Here is a 13,659-nt window from a genome sequence, read left to right as displayed (position 1 = left end):
AAAACGTCAGCCATTATGCCGGCTGCGTTTCTTTGTGTTTATTAAGCTATCATTCCTCCGGAATAACTCTCTTTATGGTCAGGTTTCGTGGCCATTACGGACCGACAAACACGCCATGAATGAATTTCTCCAATACGTCGACATCCGTTATGTTCTTGTTGCAAACCTCGCTGTTCACGCACAAATAATTACCGATGGCTCTATAATAATCTGGCGATGCACCTACCGGTTTCCACTTGGTCACCGCAGTGAATAACGCGACCTCAGCATGCCGATTGCACACGAAGCAAACGCCATTCTTATTCATCGGCGTATACTTCCCTTCAATGCCGACGAGTTTTCCGTTCAGATCATAAACAATGAACAATTTATTCGCTGAAATATCGGTCCAGCCCAGATATGTCGCGAATCTATGAGTGATACCTTTAAGATCGGGTATTTTCAGTTTCTTGTGCTTAGGGAAAAGTTTCTTTAGCTGATTGTCCGTCACATGCGCATATTCCTCCGCTAAATAAGGCTCCAAGGAAAGTAAATAGCGCTGAAAGTCCGCAGTGGTTTGCAGCTGTTCCAGGTTCCCAAGCAATTGCTTTTGCCGATCGGTTGCATTCGAAAACAATCCACTTAGCTTTGCTTCTGTATCATTGCGAACTGCTTCGACTACTTTCAAATTGGAAACGGAGTTACAGGCACTTTGTAAATGACTGATCTGCTTCTTAATCTCATTGTATTGATGGTTTCTAATGAATGGTTGACTCATAGGTTTCAGCCCCTTATTTTTAGTTGAAAATAAGTTGCAAAGCCCCATGATTAGAAACGATCACATTTTCTCGGGCGATCACCACAAACGAATCACCCCATGCAAAGTTCGCCCTAATGAAAGGCTCTGCATGAGTCGCTTCTTATTCCGGCAAAATGATTTGCCATATTTACCGCCTCACTTATAAATTTAAATTATAAGGGAGGTCCTACTCTACCCGCAAGTGTGGAGCCCGATGGGATTAAACCCAAAAGAAATCGTTTTGAATCTTGGTTCAAGGAACGGTTACTCACTACTTTCGTTTTCAGAAAAACGAAACAAACCATTGCCCGGTACGTTACCAAGCTTTGGCTGCTTAAAGCTGCTTCGATGTAAGGCTTTTGCTTTTCAATGCATAATCCGAATGTATATGGGGAAAACCAGAAGACAAATATATACATGGAAGGGAAGACATCTTACATTGGTAGTCGTCATTTTTCTCATGTTCGCTTGGTTATGTATCCTCATCCAGATTATTCTCCCAAGTAAGCTGCCGTTGTTTGTCAACTTCCTTTTGTTTATGGCAATAGAAATTATTCTAACAAACAAATTGACGATTGTCGGTTTCAATCTAAGGCTATTCCAAATCAACACAAAAAGCATCCCCCACTTCTTATCCATGATCATCCACAATGACTTCACCGTTACTTTCGTCCTCCTAACTTTTGCGAATGTATTCCTAACTACTAACAAATCCAGCATCCGTTGGGGAATATCGGTCTATACGTTTCTCTTCCAAATATTCATCGGATCAATGCTCCGATGGAACCACGTGCTTACCGATAGTGGCTGGAATTTCGTAATGGAGTCAATAATGATCATCGTTGTAATGATTTATACTTTGTTAATGGGGCGTCTTTTTCAACGAATGGCATCTAAGGAAGGGTGGATACGTTGATCGAAAATATCGTTTATGACAATCATTTTAATGCGAATGAGTGGTTCGTCATCGGGATAATTGTACTTAGTTTGGGACCGATTTGGTTGTTTCCCCGTCCATTTTCGCCTACCCAAATAACCTTTAATATGCTGATTGGCATCGCATTCGGACTCGTTTTTGATCATACAATCGCGATACCGCCATTTGACCTTTATGATTTAGGAGACCAATCAAAATATGAGTTGTTTGACCTGTTCTCTTATTTTATGTATGCATCGTCCGGGTATTGGTTTATTTATTGGTACGAACGCGCACGGATGTTCGAAATAATGACAATTGTTTATATTCTCTTTTGGGTGGGAATGGCAGTCGGGCTCGAATGGCTCGGCGTAAAGACTGGAGAATTCCATTATAAAAACGGCTATCAATTGTTATACTCCTGCCCCATTTACTTGTTTCTGTTGAGTATTCATCTTTTACTGTATCGTATGGCGTTCGCATCGGATCGATATCAGAAGAATAGTATCAGTTAAATCAACAAAAAACGATTTCATTACAAGTATCTGCAATCGATCTATTTTCACTGAACAAAAAGCACTGTGCACAAAATGTGCACAGTGCTTTTTGTTCTCATCATAATTATGATGAGAACGAGAGGCTTGTTATGTCCCTAAAAAAATAAAAACCCTTATCTTCCAAGGGTTTACGTGCTATGGGCCCAGAGGGACTCGAACCCCCGACCAATCGGTTATGAGCCGACCGCTCTAACCAACTGAGCTATAGGCCCTAATGAAAATTTGGTTGCGGGGGCAGGATTTGAACCTGCGGCCTTCGGGTTATGAGCCCGACGAGCTACCGAGCTGCTCCACCCCGCGTCATGTATGCCGCTCAACAGCGACAAAACTAAATATACACTAACGGCGCAGGCTTAGTCAAGCGTTAATTTTTTGCTTTTTGTTTGCAATTACGTATTATATCTCACACCAAATCGACCCTTTTTGGACTTATATACCTCAACTTCTTGCGGGCATTCATACCCATAGATCCACCAATCTTCTTCCATTCTTTTGGCTAAACAGCCTGCTTGAAACTTCGAATCATACAACTTCGCCCAATAAATCCAGTTCATATGCATCACTCCATTATATTCAGATCGTTACTTCTAGCTTATCCATAAATAGGCTCTCTTATTAGCACTTGCCATCCTTGCTTACCTGTTTTAAGGTACGAGCCATCACGTTATTGACCAAATGACAAATAAAATGTGACGGTTTTCTTGAATAGCAGGAATTTTCCTGCTTTTGGGGAAGTTAATGGATGTAGACTAATTGGCTGTAGGAAAAAGGAGATAACGTGCATGATTGAAACGATTACAAGCTACTTACAAAAGCATAGAGAAGAACACATAGAGGAGCTCATGGAATTCCTGCGAATTCCAAGCATTAGTGCGGTTGCACAGCACCAACCGGATATATTGCGATGCGCGGAATGGACAGCTCAATCTTTGAAGCGAGCAGGTCTCGAAAATATCGAAATCATGCCAACGAACGGGCATCCCGTGGTTTATGCAGACTGGTTGCATGCGCCAGGCAAACCGACGGTTCTGATTTATGGTCATTATGATGTTCAACCCGCTGAACCTTTAGAGTTGTGGGAAACGCCACCTTTTGAGCCCATAATCCGTGATAATAAGCTTTTTGGCCGTGGCAGTACAGATGATAAAGGCCAACTGCTGCTCTATGTGAAGGTAATTGAAGCTTTTCTTCAAACACAAGGGACGCTACCAGTAAACGTAAAATTCTGCATCGAAGGTGAAGAGGAAATTGCGAGTAAGAACCTCCCTGCTTTTGTCGAAGTTCACTCCGCTAAATTACAAGCCGATTCCATCGTCTTATCCGACACGCAAATGCATGGTCCTGGCAAACCAGCGCTTATGTACGGACTCCGCGGTTTAGCCGGTTTCGAAATCACCATAGATGGAGCTAATAGTGATCTGCACTCGGGACTTTTCGGTGGAGCGGTGCATAACCCGATTCATGCCTTGTCAAAACTACTTAGCTCCTTCCATGACGAGAACGGTCGTGTCGCCGTAGAAGGTTTCTATGATCGTGTTATTGCACTTTCAGACAAAGAGCGCGAAGCATTTAAGCAAGTGGAGCCCGATGAGAACGAGGTTCGCTCGAATCTAGACGTGTCGGCTTTCTACGGTGAGAAAGGTTTCTCCTTCTATGAGCAAACGACTTCCCGGCCTACACTCGAAATCACGTCAGTTAGTGGCGGCTTCCAAGGCGAGGGAATCAAACCAATCATTCCAAATCGTGCTACAGCTAAAATCGCATGTCGACTAGTCGCTGCGCAAGTGCCTGAGGAAATCATGGATTTGGTTGAAGCTTATATTCATGCACAGTCTCTTCCTGGGGTGAAGATTACGCTTGAACGCCAGCTGCGTGGCAACCCTTTTATTACACCGATCGATGAACCCGTTATGGTTGCTGCTGCAGAAGCTTTTCAAGAAACGTTCGGTGAATGGCCGGTATACACGCGCAGTGGCGGGTCGATTCCAATTGTTGAGGTATTAGGTCGCGTATTGGACGCATCTGTCGTATTGATGGGCTTTGGATTGCCCGGAGAGAACCTTCATGCGCCGAATGAACATTTCCATTTGATGAATTGGGATAATGGAACAGAGACGATCAGCCGATACTGGTTGAAGCTTGCTGCCATGTCCGAAAATGCAACAGAATCAACCTAATTTGAATCCAATCAATTTTTAGAGGAGTAACGTCAATGGGGAAGCACTTACATATCCGCGATGCACAACTAGAGGATTTAGCCGAAATCGTACGCATCTACAACTCTACTGTCGCAGGTCGCATGGTCACGGCAGATACGGAACCGGTAACAATAGCCAGCCGTGAGTGCTGGTTTCATGAGCACTCTGCTGATTTCCGTCCCCTATGGGTTCTTGAAAATGAGAGCGGTATTAGTGGATGGTTGAGCTTTCAGTCCTTCTATGGGCGTCCTGCCTACAACGCAACCGCCGAAGTCAGTATTTACGTCGATGAAGCCTATCGTGGCCAAGGGTTCGGACGGTTCTTGATGGAACATGCCCTTGAAGTAAGTCCCCAACTTGGGCTGAAGTCGCTGTTAGGCTTTATATTCGGCCACAATGAGCCGAGTCTACAGCTTTTCCGCAAATTCGGCTTTATGAATTGGGCTCATTTACCGGGAGTAGCCGAGTTAGATGGTATTGAGCGAGATTTGATTATTTTGGGCAAACGTATAGGTTAACTCCAGCTAACACCCGTTAGGTTTCGAAACATGACAAAAGCGCTACTCCTCTCAAACAAGCGAGTTCGACCTCGCGAGCTTAGGGATGTAGCGCTTTTTTTTGATCATGCAGATAAAATTGCGAAAATCTATAGTTATATCCTGCGAGACCAAACAGCCTCTACCTCTATCTCAATCAACAATTGCGGATCGATCAGCGCCTTCACTTCAACCATCGTCGAGACAGGCTGTACATCTCGAAAATACTCCCCATGCGCCCGACCGAACTCTTCCCACAACGAAATATCGGTCACGAACATTCGAGTTCGAATCACATCTGACAGCTGTGCACCAAGCTCTTGAAGCGCCGCTTCAATCGTTTGGAGAATAAACCGAGCTTGCTCATAAGCATTGCCCACACCAATAACCTTGCCATCCTTCATAGCAGTTGTCCCGGCAACCTCAACTCGGTCCCCTACGCGAATCGCTCGGCAATAACCAACCACAGGTTCCCAAGGGGAACCCGTAAATACCCTCGTTCGATTCATTTCCTCCAACAACTCCTTGCTTTTATAAATAAGCAGCTAATTGCGCTTGTAAGTTCTCCGATATCGGTAAAAGCGGCAGCCGTAATGCTCCCGAAGCAATGACGCCTTGTTGGTGCAGCAACCATTTAATTGGAGCCGGATTAGGCTCTTGGAAAAGCAGACGAATCAACGGTAGCAACTCCTCGAATTCGTTCCTGCTTTGCTCATGCGACCCTACTGCAAAATTACGTATAAACGCAACAAAACGCTCCGTCTCCACATTCGCTGAAGCACTCATCACCCCTGTTGCCCCTGACTGAAGTGTTGCATAGAGCAATGTATCTTCACCGCAAAGGACAGGCTTAGAGCCTAAGAGAGTTAATTCCGTGACCAGCCCTGTGTTGGGTGTGCTGTCTTTCATGCCAATAACGCCGTCGATCTCGAGTATGGTACGCACCGTATCTAACTCTAATGTCACACCAGTACGATGCGGTACATCATATAGAATGACGGGCACACCAACGCGCGCTACCCGGCGGAAATGTTCAATAATCCCCTGCTGACTAGGCCGATTGTAGTAAGGAACCACAACGAGCGCAGCTTCTGCTCCAAGTTTGCCTGCTTCTTCTGTTTTTCTAACCGTAGATAACGTATCGTTTGTTCCTGTCCCCACAATGAGCGGTACTTCGGTATGCGCTGCGTCACGTGCCGCTTGTGCGGTAGCGAACAAGACGCCCAGCTCGTCTTTCGTAATGGTTGGCGATTCTCCTGTTGTCCCATTGACAACTAATCCATCTATTTCATCTTGAAACAAGTTATAAGCCTGATTGTAAAAGGATGCCGCGTCCACTTCAAACTCTTCATCAAAAGGAGTGATGATTGGTACATAAATCCCCTGTAGGTCTTTTTCTCTTAGCAAAATAACCATCTCCCTGCCTCATTTGTTTGTACATTTACTTTAGCATGGAACTCTGTATCATAGTTAGCTATAATAAATGATAGAACTCATCAAAAATTTTGATATTAAAGTGAGGCCATACATGGATCTGACTTATTTCCGAACCTTTCGAGAGGTTGCACGCAGGAAAAGCTTCACACGTGCAGCAGAAGAATTGGGCTATGCACAATCAAGTATTACGATGCAAATTCAGAAACTGGAACGTGAATATGGTGTTCCGCTATTCGAGCGATATGGTCGACAACTGCGCCTTACACCACCTGGAGAAAGCTTGTTAGTTCTGACTCTGCAAATGCTGGAGCTCTATGATCAATCCAAAGAAATGATCGCAAGCCAAGTAAGCGGTACGTTGACTATTGGTACGATCAATTCGCTGGCAGCGTATTATTTGCCGCCTTTTCTCCATGAACTGAAACAGCTTTATCCCGAACTAAGTATCCAGCTTTTCCCTGACAGCGAAACATCAATTCTCACCAAGGTAAAAGAAGGGGACTATGATATCGGTCTTTTACTAGATCAGTATCCAGCGGATCCCTCTCTCAGCTGTACAACTGTCAGAGAAGAACAACTCGTGCTCATTGCTCCATTGGAACACCCATTAGCTCAGCAAACGCAAATTCAGCTCTCCGACCTTGGGAATACGGAATTCATCGTCACCGAAGAGGGGTGCATCTACCGAGCAAAGTTTGAACGGTTACTCAAGGACAATGCTGTCGCCCTGCAAATCGGCTTCGAATTAGGCAATGTAGAAACGATTAAACACTGTGTCATGAGCGGCCTGGGGCTCGCCTTACTGCCACGTATCACCGTAGCTAGTGAGCTGGATATGGGCAAGCTCATAGAGCTGCCATTTAAGCATTCGCAGCTTACCATGGACTTACAATTAGTGCTTCATCCGAAAAAATGGATGTCCCAGCCCCTGCAAGCGTTCATTCAAATGTTAACAAAGCAACCATAGACGAAAAAAGAAGCTCACCTTTGCGAAAAGGTAGAGCTTCTTCTTATTAGACGCGAATGTCAAGATTAGCACCTACGTGTGGGGCCGCTGGAGCGGTAACCTGCGCTTGGCTTTTCGCGAAATCTTGTATTAATGTAGTCGTTAGGCTTACTTGCGTGTCGTTCGTTTTACTTAACAACTGAATGCCTATAGCTTGCTTCAACCCATCACCACTATTAATAGCAGTAAGCATACTATTGATGTTCACGTTATTTCCTCCTCTATGCGTTCGGTAGCTGGCAAGCGTCCGGCCGAAGCCGATTAGCCCCTATAGCTTTGCGTCTGTCGCTTTCGCGTCATTTGCCATTTCGCTGCTGGCAGGATACAACCAAGCACATTTCTAGTATAGAGGCATCCTACATATTTCGTCAATTTTCATCTTTATTTATCTTTAAACGTTTATACCCCGTATGCGGAAGGATTGACTCTCCATGAACGTAGTAGTTCCATATCGGATTCCTGAATCTTCCCTTTTTCCAATGCAACTTCAAGCAAGATTGAATAGTTAGAAAGTGTGTGTAGGGGCATGTCAGCCGCCGCGAATGCATCCGTTGCTTTATCCAATTGATAAGAGAAAATCGCAAGTACGCCTAGCGCAACAGCTCCCGCATCTTTAACGGCAACTGCCGCTTTCAGTGAGCTGCCTCCAGTGGAAATCAGATCTTCGATCACGATGACCTTCTGACCTGGCTTCACGGAACCTTCGATCAGGTTCTCTTTACCGTGGCCTTTCGCTTTATCGCGGATGTAGATCATCGGAAGACCAAGCTTCTGAGCAACCCAAGCTGCATGGGGAATCCCAGCTGTAGCTGTTCCAGCAACAACCTCAGCTTCAGGGAATTTCTCTTTGATCAATGCGACGAACCCATCGGCAATTGCTTCGCGAATGGCTGGGTGAGACATTGTCAAACGATTATCACAATAAATCGGAGATTTAAGTCCGGATGTCCATGTAAAAGGCTGCTGTGGACGAAGCGCCACTGCTTCTATATCTAATAACGACGCGGCAATATGCTCCGCGATTGTTTCGAGCTTACTCATATGCTCACCGTTCCTTTCATTTTCACATCGAAAAGCTCCTGCAAAACCTACACGATTGAATCAATAATCGCTTCAATCGCAGCTCTCGGGTCCGCTGCGCCTGTGATCGGACGTCCGATCACGACGTAGTCCGTCCCTTGCGCGAATGCCTCAGCCGGCGTCATGATGCGCGACTGGTCACCCACGTCGGCCCCCGCGGGGCGGATGCCTGGCGTCACGGTGACGAAGCCGTCACCGCACGCCGCCTTAATCGCTGTCACCTCAAGCGGTGACGCGACAACCCCTTGAAGCCCCGCAGCATGCGCCAATCGAGCGTAACGGATGACAGCCTGCTCGGTCGTACCGACGAGGCCGATCTCGTCATTGAGCACCTGCTGCGAGGTGCTGGTTAATTGCGTCACGCCGATCACAATCGGGCGTGCTGCTCCTAATGCTAGCCCCTTGTCGACACCCTCCAAGGCGGCTTCCATCATGTGCTTACCTCCAGCTGCATGCACATTGAACACATCAACCCCAAGGCGCGTCACGCTCTCCGCGCCGCCCTTGACCGTGTTCGGAATGTCATGCATCTTCACATCGAGGAAAACCTTATAGCCGCGATCCTTCAGACTCGCGACAAAGGTAGGACCTGCAGCATAAAACAGCTGCATTCCTACCTTTACATAACAGGGGATGCCTTCGAGCTGCTTAAGCAGCCCTTCAGCACCTTCTGCGTTCGCGTAATCTAAGGCAACCATAATGCGTCCAGTAACATCTGTGCGTGTTAATGTACTCAAGCTTGGCACCATCCCTTAGACATGAATTGGCATTGCACGTGAGGAGAAGTTAATTGCTTCAAGCATATTCACTAGCGCTCTAACCGTATCGAGGGATGTCATACACACGACACCGTTCTCTACCGCTTCACGACGAATGCGGAAGCCGTCACGCTCAGGCGTTTTACCCTTAGTCAATGTATTAACCACGAACTGAGCATCACCGCTGCGGATGAGGTCAAGAATGTTCGGTGAGCCTTCGCTAAGCTTGTTAACTGTCGTTACAGGAAGACCAGCTTGTTCGATCGCTATCGCTGTTCCGCCAGTTGCAATGATTTTGTAGCCTAGGCGATAGAAGCCTTTCAAGATTTCAATCGCTTCTTCTTTATCTTTATCCGCTACAGTAACCACGACGGATCCTGCTGCTGGAATTTTCATGCCTGCACCAATCAAGCCTTTGTATAATGCTTTTGCGAAATTGATGTCGCGTCCCATTACCTCACCCGTGGACTTCATTTCAGGTCCGAGTGTTGTATCTACACGGCGAAGTTTCGCGAAGGAGAATACCGGCACTTTGACGGATACGTATTTATCTTCTGGCCATAAGCCACCTTGGTACCCCATGTCTGCAAGTGTTTGACCCATGATAACACGTGTTGCCACGTTCGCCATCGGGATGTTGGTCACTTTGCTTAAGAATGGTACGGTTCTGGAAGAACGCGGGTTAACCTCGATCACATACACTTGATCGTTATGAATAACGAACTGGATGTTCACGAGACCAACTACATTCAGCTCTAAGCCAATTTTCGTCGTAATTTCGATAATTTGTTGCTTGATCTCCTCGGAGATCGATTGCGGCGGATATACGGCGATCGAGTCACCGGAGTGAACCCCAGCGCGCTCAACGTGTTCCATAATCCCCGGGATTAGAACCGTTTCTCTATCACAAATCGCGTCAACCTCTACCTCTTTACCAAGCATGTAACGATCGATTAGGACCGGATGCTCAGGGTTGATTTTCACCGCATATTCCATGTAGCTCAAGAGCTCTTCATCCGAGTAGACGATTTCCATAGCGCGTCCACCTAGTACGTAGGAAGGACGAACGATAACCGGATAACCGAATTTCGCTGCTGTACCGACAGCTTGATCAACGGATGTTACGGTGCCACCTGGTGGTTGTGCGATCGAAAGCTTGCTAAGAAGTGCTTCGAATTTCTTACGATCTTCCGCTGTATCGATACTTTCTAGGTCAGAACCTAGGATACGAACGCCAGCTTTATGCAAAGGTGCTGCTAAGTTGATCGCTGTTTGTCCACCGAATTGGACGATAACACCGATTGGCTGTTCACGCTCGATCACGTTCATGACATCTTCAAAGAACAAAGGCTCGAAGTACAAGCGATCCGACGTATTGAAATCCGTTGAAACGGTTTCAGGGTTGTTATTGATGATTACCGCTTCGTATCCAGCAGCTTGAATAGCCCATACCGCATGAACCGTGGAGTAATCGAACTCGATCCCTTGACCGATACGAATTGGACCCGATCCAAGAACAACAACTTTCTCTTTGCTTGTTTCCGTTACTTCATCTTCTTGCTCATACGTGGAGTAGTAGTACGGTGTTGAAGCTTCGAACTCCGCTGCGCAAGTATCTACCATTTTGTAAACTGGTTTGATGTTTTGTTGCAAACGGAATGTTCTTACATCCGCTTCTTTCGTGAAGGTCGAGCAGCCTGCCAATGTACGGATTTCCGCAACAGCACGGTCTGTGAAGCCTTTACGCTTGATTTCGAAAATAAGCTCAGCCGTCAAGTCTTTTGCTGCAATTTCCGTCTCGTATGCGATAAGTGCAGATAGTTTATTCAGGAACCACCAGTCAATTTTCGTCATATTTTGCAACTGCTCCACAGTATACCCTCTGCGGAACGCTTCAGCTAATAAGAACAGGCGCTCATCGTCTGGTTTTTGCAAACGTAATTCTAATGTTTCTTTATCGAGTAGATCCGTTTCTTTCAAGAACAAGCGGTGAACACCGATTTCTAGGGAACGAATCGCTTTATGAATCGACTCTTCGAACGTACGGCCAATCGCCATAACTTCGCCTGTCGCTTTCATTTGTGTGCCTAGCTTACGGTTAGCTGCTGTAAATTTATCGAACGGCCAGCGTGGAATTTTGGAAACGATATAATCGAGCGCTGGCTCGAAGCATGCATACGTTTGACCTGTAACTGGATTGACAAGCTCATCAAGCGTGTAACCAATCGCAATTTTCGCAGCCATTTTCGCAATCGGATAGCCAGTCGCTTTGGAAGCAAGCGCAGAAGAGCGACTTACACGCGGGTTAACCTCGATCACGTAGTATTGGAAGCTATGTGGATCTAGTGCGTACTGAACGTTACATCCACCCTCGATGTTCAAAGCACGAATGATTTTCAGGGACGCGGAACGCAGCATTTGGTACTCACGATCGGATAGGGTTTGGCTTGGTGCTACAACGATACTGTCGCCTGTATGTACGCCAACTGGATCAAAGTTCTCCATGTTACATACAACGATACAGTTGTCGTTCGCGTCACGCATAACTTCGTACTCGACTTCTTTCATACCCGCGATACTGCGCTCTACGAGACACTGACCGATTGGGCTGTAACGAATACCGGAAGCTACGATTTCTACCAATTCTTCCATCGTGTTACAAATACCACCACCTGTTCCACCCAATGTGTAAGCAGGACGAATGATAATTGGGAAGCCGATTTCATTTGCAAAATCAACCGCTTGCGCCACTGTTGTTACGATAACGCTATCTGGTACTGGTTGCTCTAGCTCTCTCATCAAGTCTCTGAAAAGATCACGATCTTCCGCTTTCTCAATCGCTGTAAGCTGAGTTCCAAGAAGCTTAACGTTCTCACTCTCTAGAACGCCTGCGCGAGCAAGTTCAACCGCCATGTTAAGACCCGTTTGTCCACCTAGTGTTGGAAGCAAGCCATCCGGACGTTCTTGACGAATGATTTGAGTAACAAATTCAAGTGTAATTGGCTCGATGTATACTTTATCAGCCATGTTTGTATCGGTCATGATCGTAGCAGGGTTGCTGTTGATCAGGATTACTTCCATTCCTTCTTCTTTCAATGCTTGGCAAGCTTGTGTGCCAGCGTAATCGAACTCCGCCGCTTGACCAATTACAATCGGTCCGGAACCGATAACGAGAATCTTTTTGAGTGTATTATTTTTTGGCATATTGCAGTTCCTCCTTCACAGATGTCGATGCCGTGGAAGCATTCCACTGAGCAAGCATTTGCGCTTGGCGCGGCTGCTGTGGGTTATCTAGTTTATGCTGACGAATCAGCGAGATGAAATCATCGAACAGGTAGCTGGAGTCAAATGGTCCAGGGGCTGCCTCTGGGTGATATTGCACCGAGAACGCCGGGTATTGCTTATGGCGCAAGCCTTCGATGGTGCGATCGTTATTGTTAATGTGCGTCACTTCAAGGTTCGTTCCTTGGATGGAATCTTCCTTAACCGTGTAGCCATGGTTTTGTGAAGTAATGTAGCAGCGTCCAGAGATGAGATCCTTCACTGGGTGATTACCGCCGCGATGTCCGAATTTCAATTTATCTGTATCGGCGCCGCAAGCTAGTGCGAACAATTGGTGACCCAAGCAAATTCCGAATAACGGAATTTCTCCAAGCAGGCCTTTAATCATTTCTACTGCGTGTGGAACATCTTTGGGATCCCCAGGGCCATTGGAAAGCAACACGCCATCTGGTGCAAGGCGGCGAATTTGTTCAGCCGTTGCATTGTGCGGAACGACAACGACATCGCAATCGCGCTTGCTAAGATCACGGATAATTCCGCTTTTTGCTCCGAAGTCGACTAGAACGACGCGTTCTTTGTGCCCAGGAGCACCGAAAACGCTTTTCGTAGAAACTCTGGATACTTGATCCGTCATGAGCGGCGTATTTTTAAGAGTTGCCATCAATTCCTCAACGGATTTATTCGAAGTTGTGATGATACTTTTCATTACGCCATAATGACGAAGTTTGCGAGTCAACATACGTGTGTCGATGCCGCTGATGCCAACGATGCCGTATTCTTTCAACAGGCTGCCGAGCGTGTATTGCGCTCTCCAGTTACTTGGAATTTCTTCATGTTCACGCACAACGAAACCATGGATAAAAGGACGTACGGATTCAAAGTCGTCACGAATCACACCGTAGTTCCCCACCAGTGGATACGTCATCGTTACGATTTGTCCACAATATGAAGGGTCCGAAAGCACCTCTTGATAACCTGTCATACCTGTATTGAATACAACCTCGCCGACGGATTCACCTTCACTACCGAACGATTTTCCTGTAAAAAGAGTGCCGTCTTCCAGCAACAATCTTGCCTGCATGTTCTTTCAACTCCTTCGCTATTGTCAGGC

General features: G+C 46.3%; 14 protein-coding genes, 2 tRNA genes and 1 riboswitch. Of the genes, 5 read left to right on the top strand and 11 right to left on the bottom strand.

Translation table 11 applies throughout. The features are described 5' to 3' along the window. Positions 1–94 precede the first annotated feature (94 nt). Positions 95–757 (bottom strand): FusB/FusC family EF-G-binding protein, encoded by a 663-nt coding sequence (locus tag AC58P7_RS07355; protein ID WP_497341315.1) that lies wholly within the window; start codon positions 755–757, stop codon positions 95–97. Positions 758–1,238: 481 nt separating this feature from the next. On the opposite strand from AC58P7_RS07355, the gene AC58P7_RS07350 reads away from it, so the two are divergent. Both AC58P7_RS07350 and AC58P7_RS07345 read left to right on the top strand, forming a co-directional pair. After that, on the top strand, positions 1,239–1,694 hold the full coding sequence (locus tag AC58P7_RS07350; RefSeq protein ID WP_497341313.1) for a hypothetical protein: 456 nt from the start codon (positions 1,239–1,241) through the stop codon (positions 1,692–1,694). Then, positions 1,691–2,209, top strand: a complete 519-nt coding sequence (locus tag AC58P7_RS07345; RefSeq protein WP_497341311.1) for a hypothetical protein — start codon at positions 1,691–1,693, stop codon at positions 2,207–2,209. Before AC58P7_RS07350 ends, AC58P7_RS07345 begins: the two co-directional genes overlap by 4 nt. 180 nt (positions 2,210–2,389) lie before the next feature. Here AC58P7_RS07345 and AC58P7_RS07340 read toward each other — a convergent pair. From AC58P7_RS07340 to AC58P7_RS07330, 3 genes are all read right to left on the bottom strand, one after another. Further along, positions 2,390–2,463: transfer RNA gene (locus tag AC58P7_RS07340), tRNA-Ile, on the bottom strand. A gap of 11 nt (positions 2,464–2,474) precedes the next feature. Continuing rightward, positions 2,475–2,551 (bottom strand) — tRNA-Met (locus AC58P7_RS07335). Between the two features lie 89 nt (positions 2,552–2,640). After that, on the bottom strand, positions 2,641–2,805 hold the full coding sequence (locus AC58P7_RS07330) for a hypothetical protein (RefSeq protein WP_167356966.1): 165 nt from the start codon (positions 2,803–2,805) through the stop codon (positions 2,641–2,643). Between the two features lie 228 nt (positions 2,806–3,033). Between AC58P7_RS07330 and AC58P7_RS07325 the strand changes: the two genes are divergently transcribed. Then, complete coding sequence (locus tag AC58P7_RS07325; protein ID WP_497341309.1) at positions 3,034–4,428, top strand: dipeptidase; 1,395 nt, start codon at positions 3,034–3,036, stop codon at positions 4,426–4,428. Positions 4,429–4,463: 35 nt separating this feature from the next. After that, complete coding sequence (locus tag AC58P7_RS07320) at positions 4,464–4,967, top strand: GNAT family N-acetyltransferase (RefSeq protein ID WP_497341307.1); 504 nt, start codon at positions 4,464–4,466, stop codon at positions 4,965–4,967. Positions 4,968–5,101: 134 nt separating this feature from the next. On the opposite strand, the gene AC58P7_RS07315 is transcribed toward AC58P7_RS07320, so the two are convergent. Both AC58P7_RS07315 and dapA read right to left on the bottom strand, forming a co-directional pair. Further along, on the bottom strand, positions 5,102–5,494 hold the full coding sequence (locus tag AC58P7_RS07315) for a RidA family protein (RefSeq protein WP_497341305.1): 393 nt from the start codon (positions 5,492–5,494) through the stop codon (positions 5,102–5,104). 22 nt (positions 5,495–5,516) lie between these two features. Then, positions 5,517–6,401, bottom strand: a complete 885-nt coding sequence (dapA, locus tag AC58P7_RS07310) for a 4-hydroxy-tetrahydrodipicolinate synthase (protein WP_497341303.1) — start codon at positions 6,399–6,401, stop codon at positions 5,517–5,519. A gap of 112 nt (positions 6,402–6,513) precedes the next feature. Between dapA and AC58P7_RS07305 the strand changes: the two genes are divergently transcribed. Then, positions 6,514–7,389 carry a LysR family transcriptional regulator gene (locus AC58P7_RS07305; RefSeq protein ID WP_497341301.1) on the top strand — a complete coding sequence of 292 codons (876 nt, stop codon included), beginning with the start codon at positions 6,514–6,516 and terminating at the stop codon, positions 7,387–7,389. A 46-nt stretch (positions 7,390–7,435) separates the two neighbouring features. On the opposite strand, the gene AC58P7_RS07300 is transcribed toward AC58P7_RS07305, so the two are convergent. The 5 genes from AC58P7_RS07300 to carA form a co-directional block, all read right to left on the bottom strand. Further along, complete coding sequence (locus AC58P7_RS07300; RefSeq protein WP_497341299.1) at positions 7,436–7,636, bottom strand: putative motility protein; 201 nt, start codon at positions 7,634–7,636, stop codon at positions 7,436–7,438. 20 nt (positions 7,637–7,656) lie between these two features. Beyond that, positions 7,657–7,743: riboswitch (cyclic di-GMP riboswitch) on the bottom strand. A gap of 84 nt (positions 7,744–7,827) precedes the next feature. Beyond that, the gene (gene pyrE, locus AC58P7_RS07295; RefSeq protein WP_497341297.1) at positions 7,828–8,469 is read right to left on the bottom strand and encodes an orotate phosphoribosyltransferase; all 642 of its coding nucleotides are present in this window, start codon (positions 8,467–8,469) and stop codon (positions 7,828–7,830) included. A 47-nt stretch (positions 8,470–8,516) separates the two neighbouring features. Next, positions 8,517–9,206, bottom strand: a complete 690-nt coding sequence (gene pyrF / locus AC58P7_RS07290) for an orotidine-5'-phosphate decarboxylase (RefSeq protein WP_497341566.1) — start codon at positions 9,204–9,206, stop codon at positions 8,517–8,519. A 54-nt stretch (positions 9,207–9,260) separates the two neighbouring features. Continuing rightward, the gene (gene carB, locus AC58P7_RS07285; protein WP_497341295.1) at positions 9,261–12,470 is read right to left on the bottom strand and encodes a carbamoyl-phosphate synthase large subunit; all 3,210 of its coding nucleotides are present in this window, start codon (positions 12,468–12,470) and stop codon (positions 9,261–9,263) included. Then, positions 12,457–13,629: a glutamine-hydrolyzing carbamoyl-phosphate synthase small subunit gene (gene carA / locus AC58P7_RS07280; RefSeq protein WP_497341293.1), complete on the bottom strand. Its 1,173-nt coding sequence runs from the start codon at positions 13,627–13,629 to the stop codon at positions 12,457–12,459. Before carA ends, carB begins: the two co-directional genes overlap by 14 nt. Positions 13,630–13,659 lie beyond the last annotated feature (30 nt).

The organism is Paenibacillus sp. J22FR5, from assembly GCF_059691975.1.
Note: the sequence above shows the minus strand (reverse complement) of the source record. Positions and strands in the feature narration are given on the sequence as shown.